We start from the raw sequence: 23,492 nt of genomic DNA, 5'->3' as shown, positions 1-23,492 counted from the left end.
CCCTCTTGTAAGTCGATATTCGAACTTCTGTCCATCACCTGGCATAAACGGTTGGATTTGCATTGAGATGTGAGCGTGGCCGGGGTACAACTGCTACCACCACCTCATGAAGTTTAGCTAACTGCCGCGGCTGCACGTACGCACGTGTGCGCACTGTGTTCGAGATGACTCGCCGAAAGAGCCGTCTGACGGGTCTTGGCCGACACATCGCGCAAACGTCAAATTCCAATCCGGTGTGGATTGTCCTCTTGGCACGCTCAAGTTTTGGGATTTTCCGCCGTTATGTCGAAGTCCGAGGAACCCACCGTAAAGAAGAAAATATAAGGCGGCACAGATGGCTGACGTAGAAGTGCGCGGGCTCGCCAAGAAAGCTCGCGCCGGCAAATCAAATCTTGATGTCAACGCGATGCGCCGTCGGTTTTCACGCCACGAACTCTGGCAATTGACCCGCGTCGGCCTCGTTGGCCTAGCAGCAGCCTTCGTGCTTCTCGTCATCAGTGGTCAACTGAAAACGATGGCGGGTGAGCTTGTTGCCATATGGATTGTCGACGGCTATCTCCTTGGCCACATGATGTTGCTTCGACGACGCTACAAGCCCATTTTTCTTGCCGGCGCCTCGGTAGGGCTCGTGCTTGGAAACTTGATGGGCGATGAGAGCCTCTACGTCGCGTTTTCATTCACAGCCGCAGGCGTAGTTGAAACATGTGCCGCGGCGCTCATGCTGCCGGGGGTGAAATCGGCGAAAGAGCTCCTGCAGCCTAAAGTATTTGTCCGGTTCGTAGTGGGACCCTGCATTATTGCTTCGATGCTTTCTGGTGTGGTTGCCGTTATCCTGCTCCAAGGCATTTTTACCACCCACCCATTTCCATCGTTTTCGAACTGGGTGATATCCGACGCTCTGGGGTTCCTGATATTCACGCCCGTGACGCTCGTCATGCTTTCTGGGGAATGGAGAACCCTGCTCCAACCGGGTAACCGCATCAAGTCGGCGTCGCTTCTGGCGTTGATAGGAATCGTTGCGACCGTAATCTTTTCGAAGACTACATACGACGACCTGTACTGGATGCTTCCGCCCCTCGCGCTCCTCGCTTTCCGGGCTGAACTGTCGACAGTGCTTCTAGGTACGCTGATATTCATTACCGTTTCGGTCCCACTCACGATACATGGCACTGGGCCGCTTTGGCTTTTCCCGTTTGCCACGATGCAGGACCGCATCCTAGCATTGCAGTTGTTCACTGTCGCGGCTCTGTCCATAGTGCTACCAATCACCGTTTTGCAGACACAGCGAAACACGCTGCTATCCGCGCTGGCTGATGGTCAACGCCGATTTCGAAACCTTGCCGAACGGTCAGAAGAGGTTTTGATGGAGCTGTCCGCGGACGGAATATTCCAGTATGTTTCACCGCGGGCGAGCGTGGTTCTCGGTTACGAACCGGACATGCTACTGGGACGGTCGGTGCTTGAACTGGTTCATCCGGACGGCCGGAAGGAGCTTGCTGCGGTACTCGCGCAGGCGTGGAAAATCGGCGTAGAGGAATCGGCGCAGTACCGATTTCGTCGAGCGGACGAGACCCACATCTGGGTGCGCAGCTTTATCAGTGCAATTCCTTCCGGCATACCAAGTGGCCTCATGGCCCTCGCGTTCGCAGTCCGCGATGTTGACGCTGCAGTCGTTGCAGAGCAAACGCGATTGAATGAGGAGCGGCAGCTTCGAGACATGGCGTTTATCGACAGCCTCACGGGCTTGCGTAATCGCCGCTACCTTGATAGCAAGGTGGAAGAGTTATTTAGTTCGCCTGCGCACGCGACGTCCGCTCGACCGGTTGCCGTTCTGTTCGCAGACATCGACTACTTCAAAAATTTCAACGATGAATACGGTCACCAAGCTGGTGACGAGTGTCTGAAGACTGTCGGCCAGTGCATTGTAACGACACTTCGGAAGCACGATTTGGTCGCACGCTATGGCGGAGAGGAATTCGTTATTGTGCTTGAGAACTGTGAACAGACCGAAGCGGCGGCTACGGCCGAGCTCACCAGAGCCGCTGTCGAATCATTGGGGTTGGGTCACCGGGGTAGCCCTCTGGGCGTCGTTACACTCAGTATCGGCGTGGCGCAGGGAGAAATGCGCCGTCCATCGGACGCAGCAGAGCTGTTCGAACTGGCGGACTCAGCTTTATACATGGCAAAGCGGATGGGGCGGAACCGCGTGGGTAGAGTGCAGGACGCGATAGCCGCGCCCTTTGTTACGGCGCCGCGAATGGCATGATGACAATCCTGCGGGGAACCATCGTGCAGGACCTGATGTGGACAGAAGGATACGGCGCGGTGAGTGGAATGCCTTCGTTCCCCTCAAACGTCGCGAAAGGAATCGCGCCAATTGCGGCCGCGAGTATCTGGAGTTTCGCCCGTCACGATGAGCCCGTCGAGTGGACGGTGTTCGTCGTCTCCATACTGTCCGCTATCGCCTTTTTCGTGGCTGTCAGGGTTAGTCGTCACTCGGCGACTCGTCCCGCCTGAAACGTCCTGTTGAGTTCAACACGGAACATCCGTCATGAAGATACGTGCCGCAAGACCCGAAGACCTCGACGCCATAATCGTCTTGCTTACTGAGAATGCGCTGCCAGCGTCCGACATCAGCCATGAACTGTTGTGTGACTTTGCCGTGGCGGAAGGCGACGGTGGCTTCGTCGTCGGCAGTGTCGGGGTGGAGAGGTATGACTCTAATGCGCTGCTGCGGTCACTGGCTGTTGCGCAGACAGCACGCAACGCGGCGTTGGGAAGCCTGCTTTTGGCGCACGCGGAAGGCCTTGCGCTAGACAGAGCTATCTCGGAACTTTGGTTGCTCACCACTACAACCTCCGACTTCTTCCGGCGAAAGGACTACCTGGACGTCGCACGAAGCACTGCACCTGCGAACTTGCAGGCAACGACGCAGTTCACACAGTTGTGTCCAGCGAGTGCCGTCTGCATGAGGAAAATCATACGTCCGCGCTAGCCGTGCCCATCGACCCACGCGCGACACCATGAAAGGCCCACCAGTTCTGCTTCTTCATCCGTATCGAAAGAGCCAAGTACCCCGGATACCCCCACGACCTTGGTGTCGCGCGTGACTGTGCCGCTTCCGGCAAATTGCGCCGGCTGCAGGATGGCATGACCCCACAGCGTGTATCCACGATATTTCTCAGTTTGCATTTGTTGAAGGCCACCTTTACCACTCCTACCGCGATTTCACGCGTGTCGGGCGGCCATCGCCAACATCGGGTGTCGCGCAAGCACGGCGCTACAAAGAGCATCAGCACGGCAGTGAGTGCACGCCCGCTCTGGCGCGCGCTCACCATCATCACGGCCTTCGCACAAACGTCTGGGCGGCTTACAGACCGGCGAGGCTGAGATACTTCAAGTTAAGGTATTCTTCGATGCCGTGCGCCGAGCCCTCTCGACCGAGACCACTGTCCTTCACACCACCAAATGGTGCTTCGGCTGTCGTAATGACCCCGGCATTGATTCCAATCATGCCACTTTGAATCGCCCGCGACACGCGGAAAGTGCGTGCAAGGTCTCGAGTATAAAAGTAGGCGGCGAGACCAAATTCCGTCGAGTTCGCCGCCTCGACTGCTTCATGCTCTTCCTTGAAGCGGAACAGTGCAGCGACTGGGCCAAAGGTTTCCTCGCGTGCAATCAACATGTCCGGGGTCGCGTCAGCGATGACAGTCGGTTCAAAGAATGTGGCGCCGAGCTCATGGCGCTTTCCGCCGAGCAACACGCGGCCACCTTTCGCTTTGGCATCCTCGACTTGCGATTCCACTTTCTCAACCGCAGCCAGGTTGATGAGAGGTCCCTGCTCGGCACCCTCCTTCAAACCATTATCGACCTTCAGCTTCTTGACGCGGTCCGTCAGCCGGCGCGCAAATTCTTCGTAAATACTTTCCTGTACGTAGAAGCGGTTCGTGCATACGCATGTCTGTCCACTGTTTCGGAATTTGCCTGCCACAGCGGTCTCGACAGCGAGGTCAAGGTCGGCATCGTCGAAAACGATAGTCGGCGCATTGCCGCCTAGCTCCATTGACAGTTTCTTCATGCTGTCGGCAGACTGCTTATAGAGCAGCTTTCCGACGCGAGTTGAGCCCGTGAACGTTATCTTGCGAACCAATGGATTTCGGGCGAGTTCGCCGCCCACCGCAGCGCCGTCGCCCGTGACGACATTCACGACGCCTGCTGGAATGCCAGCTCTTTCAGCCAGTACCGCGTATAGCAGGCCAGAGTATGGAGTGAATTCCGATGGCTTGATGACGATAGTGCAACCAGCAGCGAGTGCCGGCGCAACTTTGCGGGAGAGCATTGAGAACGGGAAGTTCCACGGTGAAAATGCACCCACTACTCCGACAGGCTCGCGCGTCACCAGAATCTGCCTGTCTTTCCATGGCGAAGGGATGATTTCGCCATTGATGCGACGCGCTTCTTCGGCGAACCACTGAATATAGTCTGCACCAAGCTTCATTTCTCCACGTGCTTCGGCGAGGGGTTTCCCTTGCTCAAGCGTCAGCATCGTTGCGAGGATGTCCAGATTGTCTCGTACCAGTTGCGCCATGCGTTGAAGCTTCTCGGCCCGCTCGGCTGCCGTCGTCATTGACCAGGTGAGAAAGGCTTCTTGTGCTGCATCGATAGCACGGCCCGTCTCAGCACCGGAAACCCAAGGAATGGTACCGACGCGTGTTCCGGTTGCCGGGTCCTCTACATCATAAGTGCTGCCGTCGTCGGCACCCACCCAGTTCCCAGCAACGTAGTTCGCTTCCTTTAGCCAGCCAGCGACCTTGATGTCATTCAATTTGAACGTGTTCATGGCGTATATCCGTTTTCGGATTCAGGAGCATGGCTGAGAGGAGCCCCATGCCCTGGTTAGAAGCATCGGCTTATACACAATTTCCAGCGTGACCGCCGGCACGTAACTTCTGCAATGTCTTGGCAGCGACATGAACCTCTTTGAGTCCCAGCCAAATAGCTTTCGTGCCGGGTTCGCCATCGCCCTTGCGGCCGAGGAATCCGCCCAGGCGCGCGATCAGGCGCAGCACCTCGTTGAGCTTGGGCTTGTCCGGCTGCTTGACGTCGGTCAGCAAATACGCGCCACGAATTTCATCGACATCGAAGAACAGTTCGGCATCCAGATCGGGGCAACTGCGACCCATGTGCATCAGACGGACGATTCGCCAAGCCACGACCAGAAACAGCGCCAGCGCGCGTTCGAGCCGTTCGATCGCGCCCAGTTGCAGCGCCTCGACCCGGCAACCGTTCTTCAGCACGTTGAACAAGATCTCGATTTCCCAGCGCGCCCGATACCAGTCGATCAGTTCAATCGCTTCCTGCAACGTCGTGGCTTCGCGGTTGGTCAGCAAGCGCCATTCGATCGGCTTGACGCCGCCTGGTGCATCAAACTCACGCGCCACCAGACACGTGGCCGCAACGCTCTGACCAACGCCTGCCGGCAGTTCGATGCGCCGCAACCATACGTGCTGACGCACCTGGCGCGCCTTCACGCCGTGACGCGAGCCCATCGTGAAGGCAATCTCGCCCAGCGGTGTGCCTTCTGTCGTCGCTGTCCATAGCTTGGCTCCCTCGGGCAGCGCGCGGTCGTGGGTCGAGCGAATCAGCCAATCCGCCGGCGTGCCCAACTCCTGCGCCCGCACCATCAGCGCGAGCATGTCTGCCTCGCGATCAGCGACGTACACCAGTCGCGTGTGTGGCAGGCTCGATGCCGTTTCCGCTACGCGCTCGTAACCCTCGATCCAGCGCAGGCTTTCCTTGAGGCCGCCGCGCTGGCCCTGCGCGTCCTTGGGCTCACGCGCCCACATCCATGCGTCGAGTACACCCAGCGGCACCCGCTCAGGCGTCACCGCATAGGTCGGATGCAAATACATCCCGCGCTGCATCTCATAAGACAGTGGCCCAAGGCCCGCGGCCTGCCGGCCGTTGAAATCCAGTTCCGTGGTGTCCTGCAGGCACAACACGACCGACTGAGCGGCCATTCGTTGCTCGGTCTGCCGCCAGTGCGGTTCCAGAATCGCACTCCACTCGACCTCGCCGTTGTCGAAGAAGCGGTACGCCGCCATCGTCTCGCCCCAGCCCCGACACGCCTGCGGCACGCCAGCCGTCGGCTTGGCCGCCAATCGTTCCATCAATGTCCTCGCTCGCTTGTTCAAGCGCGCGTCGCCAAGGTCGAGGTCAGCAAATTCGGTTTGCGTCCAGCACGGTGCTTCCAGGGCCAAGGCGTTCACGCAAAAAGCGAGAGTAAACGCGATGCGCCGAAAGTTTACAAGCCCCCGTCGATCTCATTGCCCGACGACGGTTTGTTCCGGCCTACGGTTGCGGAGGGCTGACTTGTGTATAAGACGATGGGTTAGAAGGAGGTATCTTGCTGTAAAAATCGTGCATGCATACGCGTGACGCGTGCTGGTTGGAGCATCTCTGATTTAGCAGGACAAGCTGACTCTATTTACTATTGCCGCTATCCCGGAGAGCTCCTTCCCAGCTGTTTGCCTTACTTTCGTTGTGGATTGTCCAGTTCCGGAATACCACTCTGACGGTCAGCGTAGGCCGCCTTGAAGCTGGGGCGTTGCTGCCAGCGCTTCCAGTACGCGTCCAGAAACTCGAAACGCTCGTCAAGCGGGGTGGCGTTCACCGGGAACTTGGAGAACGCGATTGCAGTTGCCAGCGTGATGTCTGCGAAGGTGGGTTCTTCACCGCCGAGCAACCAGTCGCGCCCGTCTGAGAGGTGCTTGTTGACCAGTGCCGCATGGGCGAGTGCTTCCTTGCGGCTGTGTTCACCCCATGCTTCGTTTTTTGTCAGTTCGAGCTTGAAACCGAGGCCGGTGTGCAGCACGTGGAAAGCCGTAACTATCCGATAGAGGATATGAACCCAGATGCGGTTATCCCACATGTTGTCGAGGCCCTGTTCCAGCGGGGTCTCGCCCATAATCCTCCGGCCTGGGAAGGTCTGGTCGAGATAGCGAACCACGGCGGCCGTCTCCGAAATAAAGCTGCCGTCGGCCAGCTGGAGCGTCGGTGTTTCGCCCCATGGATTCATCTTCAGGTGACGCCAGCCGCGCTGCTCGCCAACCGGCGTCATGTCGTAAATCGTCTCGTCGAAATGCTCGGCGATGCCTTTCTCGTACATGAAGAGCCGCAGTCGCTGAGGATTGGGGAATGCAGAGGGCGAAGTGAAGACTCGAAGTTTGGAAGAAGTGGGTGACATGGTATGGCTCCTAGAATTAAGGGGAATTCTGTCTCCACAAACAGGCTACCAATCACTTGGTAGAATATTTGCGGAAAAAAAGTGACCTGACTTGGTGCGAAATCGATTTAGAGGTTTGCGGGATTGTCGAGCTCTGGAATGCCGCTTTGACGGTCGGCATAGGCAGCCTTAAAGCTTGGGCGTTGTTGCCAGCGTCTCCAGTACGCGTCCAGGAACTCAAAACGCTCGTCAAGCGGGGTGGCGTTCACCGGGAACTTGGAGAACGCGATTGCGGTGGCCAGCGTGATGTCGGCGAAGGTGGGTTCGTCGCCGCCGAGTAGCCAGTCGCGCCCATCCGACAGGTGTTGGTTGACCAGGGCCGCATGGGCCAGTGCTTCCTTGCGGCTGTGTTCACCCCATGCTTCGTTCTTCGTCAGTTCAAGCTTGAAACCGAGTCCGGTGTGCAGCACGTGGAAGGCCGTGACGATTCGGTACAGGATGTGAACCCAGATGCGGTTGTCCCACATGTTGTCGAGGCCTTGCTCCAGTGGAGTCTCGCCCATAATCTTCCGGCCCGGGAAAGTCTGGTCGAGATAGCGAACCACGGCGGCCGTCTCGGAAATAAAGCTGCCGTCGGCCAGTTGGAGCGTCGGCGTTTCACCCCACGGATTCATCTTCAGGTGCCGCCAGCCGCGCTGCTCGCCAACCGGCGTCATATCGTAAATCGTCTCGTTGAACTGCTCGGCGATACCTTTCTCGTACATGAAGAGGCGCAGGCGCTGCGGGTTGGGGAAGGCAGAGGGCGAAGTGAAGACTTGAAGTTTGGACGACATGGTGCGACTCCCGAGGGTTTTAGGACTCATCTCTACGAAGTAGGCTACCTGCCACTTGGTAGACTGCTGCGGTGCAAAAAAAGCAACTCGCGTTGCCGGATGCCCACTACCAAGATTGACTACCTGCCACTTGGTAGGATGGACTTTATGAGATAGAATCGGGCCTGTCAACACATTTTGCAAAAAGAGGTAGCGCCGGTGAAAACTGAGGGCGGTTCAAATTCGAGGGAGAACATCCTTGCTGCCGCGACAAAGGTCGCGGGGGCGCACGGGTACGGCGGGCTGAACTTCCGAGACATCGCGGCGGATGTCGGCATCAAGGCCGCCAGCATCTACCACCACTTCCCCACAAAGGCCGAGCTGGGCGCCGAAGTGGCTAAACGTTATGCGGAGCAGTTTGCCGTGATGCTCGACGCGCGACTGTCTGCCACCGGCGACCCGATTCTCAGCTTGCGCGGATACCCTGATACATTCAGGACGGCGCTGCAGAACGATAATCGCATGTGTCTATGCAGCTTCATGGCCGCTGAATATGATGACTTGCCGGACATGGTGAAGAAGGAAGTTCAGAGGTTCGCCGATGTGAACGTCAGTTGGCTGGCGAAAGTGCTCGTTGCCGCCGGGGTGGTGAAGCCCGAGGAAAGCGCAGGCCGCGCGCGCGCCATTTACGCCGCCATTTCTGGCGCGCAACTCATGGCGAGGGGCCGCGCTGATATAGCGGCCTACGATTCGCTGGTTGAGGACTATCGTAAAGCTGGTCTTCTTCCAAGCTAGCGGCTTGTTCGACCTGCGCACCACAAGCGACAAGTCCAATCATTCCGGGATGCACTAAAACCGCATCTGAACGTGAAATGGTGTTGCCCGAGGCCGGCGCGGACATCGGTCGCGCAAATGCGCCAGAATAATGGTTCCGGACTGTCCGACGCCATTCGCCAATGGTGCTTTCAATCTGGCTAATGCAGCACCTTGCGACGTCTCAGAGTTCGCTCTAGCGTATATCTCTTGTTTTTATGAATGCCCTTGGTGAGGTTGAGCCCCGCCTTATCTTGAGCGAGGCCTTCAGACACGTTCCAAGCATCGTGAGATGCCCCTCGGAGCCAGCGTCGCCCGTCAGCCGTTCGCCTCAGGGCGCTAACTTCGCCACCCTGTCCGGTATCTCAAGGCTATCCCACAGTACCGGCTGTCCCGCGACTGCTGCCGTTGATGTCCGACCAGTCACGCGGCCGCACCGAGGAACGGGCAGCAGTATGTATACCGCGCGACAGGGGTGATGATTTCCTGTTTGGAGACCGTGCCCGCCAATCTCGCCGAGTGCTGGGGAGATTTGCCAGAAAAAATATTTCGGCGGACTGGCGATGCGCGTATGCGACCCTCGACGAACAGCCCGTCAACGACTTCCGCGAGGTGCAGCGTTACCACGCCCACCGCCCGACGGATTTCCAGTCGTGCTCGGCCAGTTACCGCCGGAAGAGCCACTTCCCGACCGGGCGCCACTCCCGGATGATTTGGCCCCGCTGGACGAGCCCTTCGATGCACCGCCCGAGTTGCCGCGCGCGCCACCTTGGCTGCTGCCTGTTCCTTTGCTCATCGCTGCCTCCGTTAAAAGCACTTGGCGTCGCTCGCCGTGTCTGGTGAGTAAAGTTGGGCACGGCGTTGGCGTCCATCAGGCAACGATACTCCTGCTTGTGACGTCCGGCATGCGCCAATTCGGCAGCCTGCACCCAGTTGGTAATATCGAAGGCTTTTGACAAACAAATTAAACAACCGAACGTCGCTGAATGGACATCTTTTACTACTGGCAACGGCTCGCAACCGACCTCCGAGACCGCAAAGTCGGATACTTTGCTTCCAAGAGACCGAAACTGGCCGAGCAGGCTGCACGCTGGCCCAAGCGAATCTGGGTGTTCAAGTCGCCAAAGGGCGGGCAAGGCACAATCCAGCTCATAGGGTCGCTATTGGTTTGCGATGAACCACTCGTTGCCGTCAACACTGACGACCCTCACCTGATTTACTACGACCCGTTTTCGCCCGAGTCAGTTATCTACACAGACTCAGATACCTATGAGCGAATCGCCGAAGCCTCGGGACTCTTCCAGTACCGCTTTCATGCATCGTTCAGCGCCAACTTCCAAGGTGACGCAGGAATACACCCACTAGAAACCAACGTTGTGCGCGAGCTCGAGACCATGGTCGCGGACTGGCCGAAGGTCCAGATGCTTGAGCGCGTTAAGGAGCCTGAGAAGGTCTACCCCGTCAACCCATTCGCTAAACCATCGCGGTAGAAGTCGGGTTCGTCAAATTTAAAACAACAGAGAGGCCGTACAGCGCATGCCTTGCCAAAATTGCGGAAACGCCAAGACGATGCGAGCTCACCTGCTTCCCAAATCCATGTGTGAAGAGGTAAAGGTGGGGAAGAGCTTTGTCACCGGCCTTGTCGAAGGAAGAACAGATTTTCCTTCACCTGTGCAAACTGGAACCTTTGACCCCAACATCCTGTGCATCCGGTGCGATGGGGTTCTTGGCGAATGGGAGAACGAGGCCATCAAGACGTTTCGCGCAATCCGCGAACGCGCCATTGGCATGGTGGATGGCGCGCATGGAACGGTAGACGGCGATTCGTCGAGCATCCTGCGTTTCTGCGCAGGACTTCTGTACAAGTACAGTTTGACGACCGCTCAATTCGGTCGCATTGAACTAGGCCCGTATCAGGAGCCACTTCGACAAGTTGTGTTTGAATCTACGGAAATTCCCCCTCTTCTTAACGTTGCGCTGTTCAGGTTACGGTTGCACCGAGACGATGGCTCGGTTTTCGCGTATCGCGCCCCCGTGAACGACCGGGACAAGATAACCGGAGCCAACATGTTCCGCGTGCTGGCAGGCGGAGTCTTTTTGTTTATTCGCGTCGACAAGCGGCCGATGATTCCGTCTCCGCTCAGTCCTCTTTGGCTTCGTGGACGTCGAGACATCATCTTCAACGCCGCTCCTGCCCAAGCCTTCGAGGAGTACCGGATTCCGGGGCGTATTCTTGCTGGCAGCGAGAAGCTGCGGGCAATCCTGCCCGACTGACCGGTTGCTTATCGGAGCGTCGGTAATCCCGCCCAGCGCGCAGATTTGGCGGGACGGAACATTCTTTGGCACTCAGGCTGTCAACGCCGCTCTACCACCAACGAAGGTTTGGTACGAATTGATTTAAGGCAACAACTGCCTCCCGACACTCTTGTGTCGTAGCCCCAAACAAGCCCGAAAGCACATAAGGCGAATGTTCATCCAATTCGTCCAGCGAGGTGTTGATTCGAGCGGTTACCGACTCCAGTCCGGCGCTTCGGTATCCGAATGTGGCCGGTGGAAACCAATCTCTCGACTGCGTAGTGGCTCGACTCTGGCGGCAAGCAATAGCCAACACAATTTCGACCCAATCAAAGTGGTCTTCGAATTCCGACCTCGATACGAACTCATCCCCGATGAAATTGAACAACGTCTCTTCCATCCAATTGTTGACCGGAGCTCGACGTCGGTCCATTCCTTCCAAGAGCCGCCCCCATCCTTCGGGGTCTTGGAGAAAACAAAACGGCGGCAATATTTGGGCGAGAGGTGTACCTCGGTTCATCCCGCGAACCTCGTTCTCGAACATCTTGGCGACTGCCGCCAAGTTGTCGCTAAGGGACGCACCCAGCAAAGCCGCATAGCCTATGAGCGCCGCAGGGTAGCACTGATAGTTGAGCCATACGTTCAACCCACCGTTTTGTCGCACAGCGTAGATGCGGTCGAGCACACGGCGCAACTGTCGTATTGCACTGGCGTCACCCCAACGTCCGCACGCCGCAGCCACAGACACTAGCGTGCTTGTCATCGAATCGTAGGTTCTCACTCGCTGCGTCACACTTTCCCGATTGACCTGAGAATGAACATCCGCAAACGGTCCGTCGCGTAACTCTGCAGCCAAAGCGCGACCGAGACTGTCAAGCAAGTCGGCAAGCCGAATGCGATGCGAAGAGTCGCGCAGGAAGCGCTTCACAGAAGCGACCGCGACAGCGGCAGACAGCGGGTGCGGTGTGTTGAAATCCTCGATTGACTCGATTTTCGATTGCAGGTCGTCGAAGAACTCATCAGCTCCCTGAATTGGAATCGAGTGACCTGCACGCAGCGTTAGCAATGCATCTGCTGATGTACCTAAGGTGCCCCTTGCGGCCCAATACATCGAATATCTACGGGACGGCGCTCGCTCAATGCATGCGCGCAGCGCTGTATCCCAGTCGGCCGACCATCCGCAGACCAACATCCCGAACTCGTCGAATACGCGGTCGAGAAATCGGTTCATCTCTGGCGCGTATGCTTCGAGCTCGGTCGGCGTATTTCTGATGCGCGTGTCGAGGTAGTCGCCGTGGACTTTCACCACACAGCACCCCAGGTGAGCAAAAGGCGGAAGGCCAGCCAACTGGTCGGGCCCACTTACAACGATAGGTGCAATACCCTCGTCTTCGAGCGCGCGCTCGGTCAGACGGTCGAAATTGGTCGTCACTATGAGGCGGACGTAGCCCCCGCGCACGAGTTTTGCAATGGCACGGTGAGCTTTCGTTGGCATCTTGGCTCCGTCGTCCCGCTCATCGTCAGTCGGTTCGAAGTAGCTGCGCAACAGTGCCTGTCGCTCATCAGGCGTTCTCGCTATCGCATCGAGCAACTCGCCGTAATCGGGTTGCTTCTCGAACCGCTCGACATACCATGCCTCCGGGTCGGGTTCGCAATCGGCGCCTTCCAGCCGCGCGACTTTCCTCACGAGCTCGAGAACGATTTCCCAACCCGTCGGAATTCTCGATGAGCGAGACAGGCCCGAACCGAGCAAAAGCGCATACACGCCTCTGTTGGACTGCATGGAGAACGCAAGTGAAATAGATGGGTCGAGCAAAGCAACTCCTTGACGGTGACCTGAGGGAAGTAGTCTACCGGGCTTCGTCCTTAACTCACATTCTCCGGGTTGACCATTTTCCCCCTCGCCGATGCCACCTTGGTTCCACGATACGTTGACGGACAAAAGAAAAAGACAAAGCTGAATGCGTAGGCTTTTTTAATGGTGGATTCAGCAGAAGTTGCGACTGACCGCCATAAGCCCGCCGAGCAGATGCGACATATCGACAAGTCGTTGAGCGACCAGATGTCGGACTTCGCCCTCGCATTGCCATGTTCCGTACACCGCAAGCAATGACGCGGCCAGTGCTTCCTGCCGAAACCTTTCCTGCAGCGAAGGCCAGATGATAACGTTCACGTTGCCCGTCTCATCCTCGATGGTAACGAACATCACGCCCTTTGCGGTCCCCGGTCGCTGACGTACCGTCACCAATCCACAAGCACGCGCGGGCCGGCCATTCCGGTAGGTCATGAGCGTCGCCGCTGGCATAAGCCGTTGTCCGAGAAGCGCCGGACGCAGCAGCGAAAGCGGATGCTGACCGAGCGTAAGGCTTATCGATTTATAGTCGGCGACGATGTCTTCGCCTTCAGACGGCGTGCCGAGCGCCGGCGTTTGGTCGTCGACGCTCGCATCGGCGGGGATGCCGCGGTCCGGTACCGCGGCCACTGACGCCCAGAGCGCCTCGCGGCGATTGCCAGCGAGCGATGACAGAGAGTTCGCGGCGGCCAGAACATGAAGGTCTTTTCGGTCAAGTTGCGCGCGTCTCGCGAGGTCACTGACGCTGGCGAACTGCCTCACGGCTCTCGCGGCTTCAATGCGCTCTGCAGCACCGTCCTTCATGCCTTTCAGCAGCGACAGGCCGAGGCGTACCGCCGGCCTTGATGCCGATTCGTGACGCTCGAGGACCGAATCCCAGCCGCTGATGGTGACGTCCGCCGGCAGCCACGCCATGACGCTGCCCATCCTGGATGAGCTGCGATGCGGAGCAAAACCCAAGCGGCATGCTGTTGAGCATCGCGGCCAGGAACGCCTCGGGCTCATGGCATTTCAGCCAGCTGCTCGCATACACCAGCAGCGCGAAGCTTGCCGCGTGGCTCTCCGGGAACCCGAGCGCTTCGAGGTCGTCCTTATCCCGCTGGATTGCAGACCGGTCCGCCATCGCGGCGTTCTCGACCGGCACGAAGCGCGTGAGCTTGCCCCGGCTGATGACGAAGCCGCCAGAGTGCTGCGACAGATGGCGCGGAAAATTGAGAATCTGCGCAGCCAGCTTCGCCCATAGACCGATGAGCGGATTCTCCGGGTCGAGTCCTGATTCTGCGAAGCGCTGGAGCAGGTCGGCCGAGTGGTCAAACCACTGATGCGACTTCGCGACCTTATCCACAATCTGCGGGTCAACGCCCAGCGCCTTTCCGCTTTCACGCAGCGCGCCGCGCGGTCGGTATGTGGATACCGCCGCTGCAATGGCCGCCCGGTCACGCCCGTACTTCCGGTAGATGTACTGGATGACTTCCTCGCGACGCTGGTGCTCGAAGTCCACGTCTATGTCGGGCGGCTCGCCGCGTTCCTTGCTGATGAAGCGCTCGAACAGCATGTTGCCGCGCGCGGGGTCTACTTCCGTCACCCCAAGGCAATAGCAGACCGCACTGTTTGCAGCGGACCCACGCCCCTGACACAGGATGTGCTGGCTGCGCGCGAAGCGCACGATGTCGTAGACCGTGAGGAAGTACGCCTCGTATTCCAGTTCGCGAATGAGCTGCAGCTCATGCTCAATCTGCTCCTGCACGTTGTGCGGAATGCCATCGGGATAGCGCCGGTGCGCGCCGATGTACGTCTCCTGGCGCAGATACGCTTCGTGCGTGAAGCCCTCCGGCACAAGCTCGTCCGGATATTCATATCGAAGCTCGTCGAGCGAGAACTGGCATCGCTCGAGAACGTTGAGCGTCTCGTACAGCGCGCGCGTCGGATACAGGTTGCCCAGCCGGAACCGCGAGCGCAGGTGCCCTTCGGCATTAGGCGCGAGGTCATAGCCGCATTCAGCAACGGTCTTGCGCAGCCGGATTGCCGTCATCGTGTCCTGCAGCGGCTTGCGCGAGCGGACGTGCATGACAACATTCCCTGTCGCCACGACCGGCACGCGATACCGGTCAGCCAGATGTTCGACGATGCCGCGGTGGATGTCGTCCATCGCGCGCTGGTGCATGGTGAGTCCGACCCATGCCCGACCTGCGAATACATCGTTCATCCATTCGAGCTGGACGGCGAGCACGGCCTCTTTCGCGGGGAAGTCCGGCACCAGTATGGCAAGGCAGTTCGGCATGCCGCGGAGATGTGTGTGGCCTTTCTCGGGCTTCGAGATGTCGTGCGGCGTGAGCAGGTATTCACCCTTCGTTGCGCGCATGCGTCCCAGCGTGATGAGCTCGGAGAGATTGCCGTAGCCGTCGCGGTTCTGCGCCAGCAGTATGAGGCCGAATGCTGGTGTCCGGTCCGCATGCACGAGCCGAAAATACGAACCGATGACCAACGGCAGCTTCTCTTTCTTCGCCTCGACATGGGCGCGCACGACACCGGCGAGCGAACATTCGTCGGTTATCGCAAGTCCCGAGTATCCAAGCTGGGATGCACGTTGCACCAGCTCTTCCCCGTGCGACGCGCCATGGTGAAACGTGAAGTTGGTGAATGCAAAAAGCTCCGCATAATCTGGAAGCATTGACGATGGAAAGTCCACGAGCGCACCGTATCTGCTCAGCCAAACAGGCCGTGTAGGAACCAGCGGACTTCCTCGGTTTTCACGACGGGCCGTTCGCGAAAAATCCAGTAGCAGCTTTTGTCGGCAGCTTCAGCGACGTAGTAGTCGCGTGTGACTGCTTCACTGTCATGCCAACCTGCCTCAATGCGCTCGCCCATCGAGACGAGCCTGAGCGGCGAGCCGTAAAACGGTCGATGATTCTTCACCATAAGCTTGATGGGTTCCTCAAGCAGCCAGGTCGGTCGCGGGAGTTCAACGGGCAGCGCCTGCGTCTTCGCGTCGTTCTCGATTGGCACCCAGCGGTTCGCCATCTCCGGTCTATGGTCGGATGTTGGCGCCGCGCGCTCCACGTTCTCGGAGCCGAGCCGCGCGACCAGCAACTCGATGAGACGGTTGTGGTCTTCGGCTGAACCACCCGGGTCGGGGAAAAGCGACTCGCTTGGTGGCTCTGCGGGCTGCACGCTGGATGCGGTCAGGCGAACTGCGAGTACGGCGGCTGGAAGTTCGGTGCGACCAAGGCGCTCCTTCAGCAAGCGGACGAGATGCTCCTCGTGCCATGTCGGTTCTGCGAGCGCGACTTCGAGGGTGGTCGGCTCGACGGCTTCGCGGCCACGCTCATGTTCGAGCGACACAGTGGCGTGAGTGAGCGCGAGTTGCTGCGCGCTCAACCAGCCACACATCTGGACGATGAGGCGCTTCGCCGAAAACAGGATGGCTTCGGCGTGCTCGACACGGTCCGGGAGCTCGGTGCGCGCGCTGAAGGTCGGTGGCATCTCGAGCCATTGATACAGCTCTGGCGAAAGGCCATAGGCACGGTCGAGCGCATCGAGTAAGCCTGCACCGCAGCGCTTCTTCAGCCCGGCGCGCGGCAAGCGGCGGACGTCACCCAACACCCGGCAGCCAAGTCCCTGGAACCAGTCAGCAAACGGACGCAGTTCCTGCACGACCGTGAACGGCAACGCGTTCAGGTTTCGCTCAAGCGACAGCATCTTGAGCACGCGGCAGCGGCCGCGCTTTGCGAGCAGCCACGCGCCCTGGCCAGTTGGGGCGACGCTCATGCGCACAGTCACGCCGATGGACTTCACCACGTCGCGCATCAATTCGCAGACGCGGCGGATGCCGCCGAAGAGACGCAGGCTGGCCGTGACGTCCATGACGATGGTTTCCTCATCGCAGACCGCGACCTGCGGCGAGAAACGCAGCAAACCGAACGCGACCTCGCGTTGCATCTCGCGCTCGCGCTCGACGCTCCGGTCGTACATCAACGCATCGGGCGAAAGTGTCGTCACTCCGCCCCGTCTCATGCCGGGCAGCACACCGGCTTCCCGCGCCATCGTATCCGCCACCACAACCTTGTCGCGCTCGAGCACTACGCACCCGTGCTCAGTGCGAGGCGACCATCTCGGACGGAACACCTCCAGCGAAAGCCGGGGAAGGAAGATGGCGACGAACACGGCCATAGGGGCTGAGCAGAATCGGTGACGGTTGCAGGGGAATGGACAGCATTTCGCTTCGTATTGGGCCCCGTCGCTTGACGACGTCGACGACGAGGCCACCGTCAGCTGGTCTGACTCCCAGCCGCAGCGCGGCAGGCGAGGCGTCCTGTGCGCTGGCCAGCGGCCGGATGAGTACAAGCAACGTTTCCGACGCCTGCGCCGCGAGATGTAATCGCCGCAGCGCCTCGGTCCGGATGTGCTGCTGCCATAGGATGAGCGCACCACAACTCGCAGCCTGCAACACGCGCTCCGCACACCAGAGCGCATCTGCCGCCTTCGGCGCCCGCAATCTCATAAGACGGTCCACCGGCAGGCCGAGATACGAGAACGCCAGCGAATTGGGGACATGCGGAGGCTGCAGCAGCGCAATCGGTCGCGTGCTTAGTTCTGCGAGCGCCGGATTCAGGAGCCGCATTTCACCAATCCCTGGCTGCTGGACGAGCAGTTCCACGAGTGCGCCCAGTGGCCAGCCGCCGCCTGGTAGCTCGGCGGAAAGGGCTGCGTAGCCTGTGTCGACCGTCCTGCCATGCACGCGGGCGAGCTGTGCCCCGCGCCAAAGCGCTGGGTGAATCGACTCGACGTGTTGTGGTAAGGCGGTCATTTTGCAAAAATACTGTATGGATGTACAGTATCGTATATCAAAAACCTGCTTTATGCAGTGCCCCTTTTTGGTCGCGACGGGAGACGATGATGGATATGCCTGTGCGCAAGCACCCGATGCCCGGGATAGCGGCGTTCGTGGCCGAATTGCGTCACGCGTTTGGGGATGCGACCATTGACGAAGCAGTCGCGCGTGGCAGAGCGGGCGAGCCGACGTTCTTCGCAAGCGAGAACGACCGAACGGTCGGCACGAGGTCACCGGACGCTACGAACAGCTGGCGAGTCGACGGCAGCGTGCGGGACCGGCACTTCTGCCGCGGATGTGACGGGTCATGCATCGGGACCGAGATAGGATGCAGTCAACAGAGATAACGCATATGCTATGCGGCGCAAATCTGGGTGGGATTGTCGAATGTAGCTAGAGCCGAACGCTGAACTCTTGAGATGCACCTATTATATTTTATTGAGCAATGCATCTCGATAATTTGCATTTTCTCTACTACGATAGCCTCGTTCGAACAGCAAAACGGCCACCTCGATTAGTTGGCCGTTTTGCTTTTATCGAATTGACAATAGTCGTCCCGCCGTGTGAAGTCTCGCCGCGTATGGAATGAGTGCATCGCAAGCCAAAGCAAGTAGATAATGCTAGGCATCCTAGTCCGGTTGCGGCAATGGCGATAAACCTTGGGAGTGAGCACAGCTGGGTATGCACACTCGGATAAGTACACTTGACGTGAAAGCGACCACCTGTTCGCCCACTAACATGTTTGGACTGAAGATGTACCCCGCCAAGAACGGCGACGCCTTTCTTGTTGACGCCGGGGGGACGTACGTTCTCATTGATGCCGGCTTCGCGACCACATACCAAGACTTCATTGCGCCAGACCTGGCGCAGCTTGCGCAAAAGGGAGCTCGACTCGACCTGGTTGTCTGCACGCATATCGACGCCGACCACATCGGCGGCCTTCTGGAGTTCTTCTCCCAAAACGGCACTCCTGCCAAACGAGGCATTGAGGTGGACGCAGTCTGGCACAATAGCCTACGGTCGTTGCCTGCTCCGACCGCAGGGCCCGACAGCATCTATGACGGCGTAGTCCTCGAAGCGATTCGGCGGCGTGGATTTCCGCGACCTCCGACATCTTCGCCGAATCCCATAAGCGCTCGACAAGGAAGTTCGCTTGCGAAGCTCCTTCGACAGCACAACTATGCCTGGAACTCGGGGAACGGCTCGAAGTGCATCAGTGAGGGGTACATGCATACTCTGCCGGGTGATGTGAGCCTCCACGTCATTGGGCCTACGACAGCCCGTCTCGAGGACCTGCGAAACCTGTGGCTGAGTGAGGTCAAAAAACTTGGCTATAAGGGTTCATCTCAGCCCAGCGACCTCATTGACGACGCATATGAGATGTGGTGCGCCAGCATGCCAGACCGTTCCAATCCTCAGGCCACACCCATAGCAGCCAGCGGAAATCTTCGTCTCGCAGAAGTCTATACGCCAGACACCTCCATTCCGAACGGCAGTTCCATCACGTTCATCGTCTCTGCGGGAAACAAGCGAGTTCTCTTCCTCGGAGATGCTTGGGCTGAAGATGTCGTAGCGAAGCTGCGGTCACTTCACGCGCCAACTACGCCTCTTATCTTTGATGCTATCAAGGTTTCGCATCACGGGAGCCTTCACAACACGAGCGTAGAGCTGCTCTCGGTTGCAGACTCGCCCCGCTTTCTCATCTCATCCGACGGAACTCGCCATGGCCATCCGGACTTTGAGGTGTTAGCCGAAATCGTGGACAGACCGGCTCCATTCACAAGGCACCTGTTTTTTAACTACGAGACCGCTGCGACAAAGCAGCTTGAGTTACATACATCGAGGTCCGGCACTGCTTTCAGTGTCCATGTGGCTAAGAACGACTGGATTCACCTGGGGGAGGTCAACAATGACTGAAGACGAAATCAAGCAGGCCACGTGCCTAGTCGAGGGTAAGAACGAATCCGGAACCGGGTGGCTTATCAAGGCGGACCTCGTCCTCACGGCGTATCACTGCGTCGAAACCGCAATACTTGATGGCGCACCGGTGACTGTTCGGTTTGGAATTGGGTCGTCCGCTACTGAACTCACGGTGGCTGTGGGCCAACACGACGAAGACCTCGATATTTGCCTGCTGCATTTGGCTACGCCGCTCAGCGTCGAACCCATACCCATTAATGTTGATGGCCTGCGTCCTGGCGAAAAGTGGTTCGCATTCGGCTACCCGGCAGCAAAACTACTGCTGGGCCATGTCGTCAGGGGAGAGATACAACAAGTGCTGCCCGAGCGGGTACATGGCGTCGACTTGGACCTGTCGATAGAGCCAGGAACGCATTTATCGGATTACCACGGGTTCTCTGGCGCCCCATTCATGGTCGGCGCCGCCTGCAAAGGATTGCTGCGACTCAACGTAGACAGTGCCATCGGGGGCCTAAGCTTCTCCATTCTAAAGCCCTTCTTGCGCGCAAATGGCCTGCTGCCTGATGAGCCAACTGACAACGACGACCCTGTACCAATCGGAACGCGGCCGGCCTTTAACACACTTTTCGAATCCGCCATTTCCACCAAGCGCGGTGGCTACGTCTTCATCGAGGGCTCGCACGGTGTCGGTAAGTCTACGTATTGCCAACAATTCAGCCCGGAGTTACCAGAGCTGGATAAGCTCGGCGCTTACCAATTTACTGAGCGTGTCCGTGGCTCAACGCCGGCGCACCAAGCCCAACCAGAGGTTTTCTTCGACTGGGTAAATTCCCTACTTTCCGAAAGAGCCACGGGCAAGCCAGCCAGGCTAATGGAACTGTCATACAGTCAGCTCATTGAGAATACCAATGACGTGCTTCAATCCTTAGCGAAGCGCTGTGCGAAGGTAGGGAAGGTGGGCGTGCTCTTCATCGATGGCATCAATGAGGCTGCTGCTGCAGGCGAAGAAACGTTAAAACGATTCATCAATCTGCTGCCGCAAAAGGTGCCTGACGGCTTGGTGGTCGCCATCACTGGCGTCGGACTAGATTCAATTGCTAGTAGCCTCGGGACAATACTCCAGGGTGCGGAGCGCTTGACCCTGCCCCCCCTCGACCGCGACATCCAATACGGGGTATGTCTCGAATTCCTTGACAAGGACAAGGCCAGCACGGAAATCGTCGGGACTCTTTGCGACAGGGCGATGGGACACCCCCTATACCTTCGGTACTTAGTCGACCTGGTGAACAACGGGGCCACTCAGGGTGACATTACTGAGTTGCCAGTGTTCAGTGGTTCAATTCAGGACTACTATGAGACTATCTGGGCCAAGCTTATGCCCAACGCTGACGTCGTCAACTTGCTTGGCATCATTGCCCGCCTGCGTTGGGGTATCCCGGCCAGCAATTTAACAAGCATGCTGACCTCGGCCGAATCGGGGGTCTTCCCGTCCACACTCCTTCGTGTTCGGCATCTGCTCGCCCATCCCGAGAACACTGAAATTTATCACCCGTCATTCTCAGAATTTGTCGTTCACAAGACAGCATCTATCGACGAATGGGTGCACGGACGTCTCGCAGGCTATTGCAACTCAATGGAAAGCGGTGACTATGGAGTTCTTAATAAAATTTCTCACGGGCTGAGAGGTGGCCGAGAGTCCGTGCTGCTGGCCATTCGCGACTGTCAGCAGGCGTGGGTTGACGACTCTGTGCTACTTGGCGCGGAGCCAGATGTCTTGCTCGCGGACATTGATGAGACCCTCACTGCGGCCACCAGCGTCGGGAGTGCAATCGACATCATCAGGCTGCTGCTACTTTCCCAGCGCCTTACCTTTAGGTACAACACACTCTTTGTACAGTCGGCCGAGCTCGTCGCGTTGGCGCTCATCTCACTAGGAAAAACTGACGACGCGCTTAGGCATGTCGTTCGCAACGGCCGCCTCGTTGTCTCGGCAGATGAAGCCTTCGCTGTAGCAAACGCCTTGACCCAGCAGGGAAGCCCTGAGCCGGCCTCAGAAGTCTTGGAGCTTGTTCAGCGGGACGTGAATAGAGTATTTGAAAAAATGGATTCCGAGAACGGTGTCGGTGTCCAAGAATTTCTCAGTGCGGTGAATTATCGACTGCATGCTTTTTCCCTTGCACACGCCGCTGGTGACAACCCATCGTTCACGAGATTCCTTCGAGCCGTTACTGAAGGCTACTTGCTCCGCCCCGGTGGAAACTTCTCGCGAGAGGAAGGGGGCGAAATAGTTAGGCAGCTAACCGGTGAGATTACAGGGGCGTACCTTTGCCTAGAGGGCGGGTATCGACCTTTCTCGAGCCTGGGCGTGCCGGTCGACGTTGACTTGCGTCATCAACTGCTTCTCTTTCTGCAGTCCCTGGCGCATGCCGAAATGTACTCAGAGCACTATGGAATCGTGCTTAAGCGCGAGATGGTTGACCTCTTGCTCTCCGACATCGAAAGAGCTATCAACGCGCCTCTATGCTCGGAGGACCGACGATTTGTCTTTACAAATGCCTTGATTGAAGCTGGAGCTTCCCCACGTATCGTCGAGACGTACTCCGCAGGCGTAGATATGGGTGACGGAACGCTGCCCTTCTATGAGAAGAACCGAGCAGAGCCTGACGAAGCTATCTTCGAGAGTGCGATGATACGCCTTCGCGCTTCCTCGTTCCGTCAGGACGGATATACCAGGAAGAATGGGGGCTTGCCAACGAAGCGAGGCTTCGGCAATACCTCGAATTGCCCCATGGCATCCCGGGGCACGACACCATCCGACGGATCTTCGAGGTGCTCGATCCGAAGCAACTGGATGCGTGCCTGCTGAATTGGGTAGGCGAGGTGTGTCCGGATCTTCATTCGGTCATCGCAATCGACGGCAAGAGTGTGCGTGGTTCGGGCACGCACGCCAGGGGTGTGCGTGCCTTGCATAGCGTGACGGCCTACGCGAGTCTAAGTGGGCTGGTGCTGGCGCAGCAGCGCTGCGAGGAGAAGTCAAACGAGATCACTGCCATTGAAGCTCTGCTGCCCGTCCTGTCGCTCAAGGGCAGCCTGGTAACCATAGACGCCATCGGCACTCAGGTGGCCATCGCCCAGAAGATCACTGAGCGTGGTGGCGACTATCTGCTGGTTGCGAAGGATAACCAGCCCGGTCTGGCTCAGGCCGTTGAAGACTATGCGAATCGGCAAAGCCCACGATTGGGCGCACATGAATCCATCGATCTTTGAGACGCTGGATAAAGGGCATGGTCGCCTTGAAACCCGTCACTGTGTCGCAGTGGCAGCGCCGGACTATCTCAGCGAACTGGACCGCTGGCCCAGGCTTAAGAGCCTGGTGCGCATTGAGCGGACACGCGAGATCGCGGGCCAGGTCAGCTCGCAGACGCAGTACCTGATCAGCTCCGCAGCACCCGACGCCAAATACCTACTTGAGGCGAGCCGCATGCACTGGGCCATCGAGAATGGTTTGCATCATTGCCTTGACGTGACCTTCCGCGAGGACGCCAGCACCGTGCGCTTGCGCAATGCGACGGCCAATTTCGCCACCTTGCGCCGCATCACTTTGAATTTGCTGCGCATGCGGCCCGAATCCGGTAAGAAAAAGCGCAGCGTGGCCGCACGTCGCAAGGTCGCCGGCTGGAATCCCGACTACTTATTCGAGTTACTCCAGCTCACGCGACTTCCCAGAATTTGATGCTCCGGCCC

At 58.3% G+C, this 23,492-nt stretch carries 19 protein-coding genes and 1 pseudogene; 10 read left to right on the top strand and 10 right to left on the bottom strand.

The window, feature by feature from the left end:
• Positions 1-334 precede the first annotated feature (334 nt).
• From P0D84_RS18785 to arsN2, 3 genes and pseudogenes are all read left to right on the top strand, one after another.
• On the top strand, positions 335-2,266 hold the full coding sequence (locus tag P0D84_RS18785; protein WP_408338786.1) for a sensor domain-containing diguanylate cyclase: 1,932 nt from the start codon (positions 335-337) through the stop codon (positions 2,264-2,266).
• Positions 2,236-2,517: pseudogene (locus P0D84_RS18780) on the top strand (MFS transporter); the annotation flags it as partial. The gene P0D84_RS18785 and the pseudogene P0D84_RS18780, both read left to right, overlap by 31 nt.
• A 34-nt stretch (positions 2,518-2,551) precedes the next feature.
• On the top strand, positions 2,552-2,995 hold the full coding sequence (gene arsN2, locus P0D84_RS18775) for an arsenic resistance N-acetyltransferase ArsN2 (protein WP_408338784.1): 444 nt from the start codon (positions 2,552-2,554) through the stop codon (positions 2,993-2,995).
• Here arsN2 and P0D84_RS18770 read toward each other — a convergent pair.
• From P0D84_RS18770 to P0D84_RS18750, 5 genes are all read right to left on the bottom strand, one after another.
• Positions 2,992-3,192, bottom strand: a complete 201-nt coding sequence (locus tag P0D84_RS18770) for a hypothetical protein (protein WP_408338782.1) — start codon at positions 3,190-3,192, stop codon at positions 2,992-2,994. The genes arsN2 and P0D84_RS18770 overlap by 4 nt on opposite strands.
• Before the next feature lie 178 nt (positions 3,193-3,370).
• A complete protein-coding gene (locus tag P0D84_RS18765; RefSeq protein WP_408338780.1) occupies positions 3,371-4,840 on the bottom strand; it encodes an NAD-dependent succinate-semialdehyde dehydrogenase in 1,470 nt (489 codons plus the stop codon).
• 70 nt (positions 4,841-4,910) lie between these two features.
• Positions 4,911-6,260: an IS4 family transposase gene (locus tag P0D84_RS18760; protein WP_459252212.1), complete on the bottom strand. Its 1,350-nt coding sequence runs from the start codon at positions 6,258-6,260 to the stop codon at positions 4,911-4,913.
• A gap of 272 nt (positions 6,261-6,532) precedes the next feature.
• Entirely contained in the window at positions 6,533-7,246 is a 714-nt protein-coding gene (locus P0D84_RS18755; RefSeq protein ID WP_408338778.1) for a glutathione S-transferase family protein, read from the bottom strand.
• Positions 7,247-7,353: 107 nt separating this feature from the next.
• Positions 7,354-8,058: a glutathione S-transferase family protein gene (locus P0D84_RS18750; protein ID WP_408338776.1), complete on the bottom strand. Its 705-nt coding sequence runs from the start codon at positions 8,056-8,058 to the stop codon at positions 7,354-7,356.
• Positions 8,059-8,256: 198 nt separating this feature from the next.
• Between P0D84_RS18750 and P0D84_RS18745 the strand changes: the two genes are divergently transcribed.
• From P0D84_RS18745 to P0D84_RS18735, 3 genes are all read left to right on the top strand, one after another.
• Positions 8,257-8,832 carry a TetR/AcrR family transcriptional regulator gene (locus P0D84_RS18745; RefSeq protein ID WP_408338774.1) on the top strand — a complete coding sequence of 192 codons (576 nt, stop codon included), beginning with the start codon at positions 8,257-8,259 and terminating at the stop codon, positions 8,830-8,832.
• Between the two features lie 1,004 nt (positions 8,833-9,836).
• Complete coding sequence (locus P0D84_RS18740; protein ID WP_408338772.1) at positions 9,837-10,340, top strand: hypothetical protein; 504 nt, start codon at positions 9,837-9,839, stop codon at positions 10,338-10,340.
• A 79-nt stretch (positions 10,341-10,419) separates the two neighbouring features.
• Positions 10,420-11,124 carry a hypothetical protein gene (locus tag P0D84_RS18735; protein WP_408338770.1) on the top strand — a complete coding sequence of 235 codons (705 nt, stop codon included), beginning with the start codon at positions 10,420-10,422 and terminating at the stop codon, positions 11,122-11,124.
• A 91-nt stretch (positions 11,125-11,215) separates the two neighbouring features.
• Here the strand turns inward: P0D84_RS18735 and P0D84_RS18730 are convergent, their stop codons facing one another.
• The 5 genes from P0D84_RS18730 to imuA all read right to left on the bottom strand — a co-directional run bounded on the left by P0D84_RS18730 (position 11,216) and on the right by imuA (position 17,804).
• Entirely contained in the window at positions 11,216-12,961 is a 1,746-nt protein-coding gene (locus P0D84_RS18730; protein WP_408338768.1) for an SIR2 family protein, read from the bottom strand.
• A 171-nt stretch (positions 12,962-13,132) separates the two neighbouring features.
• A complete protein-coding gene (locus P0D84_RS49070) occupies positions 13,133-13,885 on the bottom strand; it encodes a helix-hairpin-helix domain-containing protein (RefSeq protein WP_459252214.1) in 753 nt (250 codons plus the stop codon).
• The gene (locus P0D84_RS18725; RefSeq protein ID WP_459252207.1) at positions 13,773-15,668 is read right to left on the bottom strand and encodes a PHP domain-containing protein; all 1,896 of its coding nucleotides are present in this window, start codon (positions 15,666-15,668) and stop codon (positions 13,773-13,775) included. Before P0D84_RS18725 ends, P0D84_RS49070 begins: the two co-directional genes overlap by 113 nt.
• Before the next feature lie 35 nt (positions 15,669-15,703).
• On the bottom strand, positions 15,704-17,167 hold the full coding sequence (locus P0D84_RS18720; protein WP_408338766.1) for a Y-family DNA polymerase: 1,464 nt from the start codon (positions 17,165-17,167) through the stop codon (positions 15,704-15,706).
• A complete protein-coding gene (gene imuA / locus P0D84_RS18715; protein WP_408338763.1) occupies positions 17,091-17,804 on the bottom strand; it encodes a translesion DNA synthesis-associated protein ImuA in 714 nt (237 codons plus the stop codon). The genes P0D84_RS18720 and imuA overlap by 77 nt, the downstream gene beginning before the upstream one ends.
• 762 nt (positions 17,805-18,566) lie before the next feature.
• Between imuA and avs1a the strand changes: the two genes are divergently transcribed.
• From avs1a to P0D84_RS18695, 4 genes are read left to right on the top strand one after another with little or no spacing between them, the layout of a single operon-like run.
• Positions 18,567-19,745 carry an AVAST type 1 anti-phage system MBL fold metallo-hydrolase Avs1a gene (gene avs1a, locus P0D84_RS18710; protein WP_408338761.1) on the top strand — a complete coding sequence of 393 codons (1,179 nt, stop codon included), beginning with the start codon at positions 18,567-18,569 and terminating at the stop codon, positions 19,743-19,745.
• Positions 19,738-22,614: a trypsin-like peptidase domain-containing protein gene (locus P0D84_RS18705; RefSeq protein WP_408338759.1), complete on the top strand. Its 2,877-nt coding sequence runs from the start codon at positions 19,738-19,740 to the stop codon at positions 22,612-22,614. The genes avs1a and P0D84_RS18705 overlap by 8 nt, the downstream gene beginning before the upstream one ends.
• On the top strand, positions 22,530-23,015 hold the full coding sequence (locus P0D84_RS18700) for an ISAs1 family transposase (RefSeq protein ID WP_408338757.1): 486 nt from the start codon (positions 22,530-22,532) through the stop codon (positions 23,013-23,015). The genes P0D84_RS18705 and P0D84_RS18700 overlap by 85 nt, the downstream gene beginning before the upstream one ends.
• Complete coding sequence (locus tag P0D84_RS18695; RefSeq protein ID WP_408338755.1) at positions 22,996-23,481, top strand: ISAs1 family transposase; 486 nt, start codon at positions 22,996-22,998, stop codon at positions 23,479-23,481. Before P0D84_RS18700 ends, P0D84_RS18695 begins: the two co-directional genes overlap by 20 nt.
• Positions 23,482-23,492 lie beyond the last annotated feature (11 nt).

The sequence above is a fragment of the Paraburkholderia sp. RL17-337-BIB-A genome (assembly GCF_046025895.1).
GTDB lineage: Bacteria > Pseudomonadota > Gammaproteobacteria > Burkholderiales > Burkholderiaceae > Paraburkholderia > Paraburkholderia fungorum_C.
This window is presented reverse-complemented; position numbering and strand designations above follow the sequence as displayed.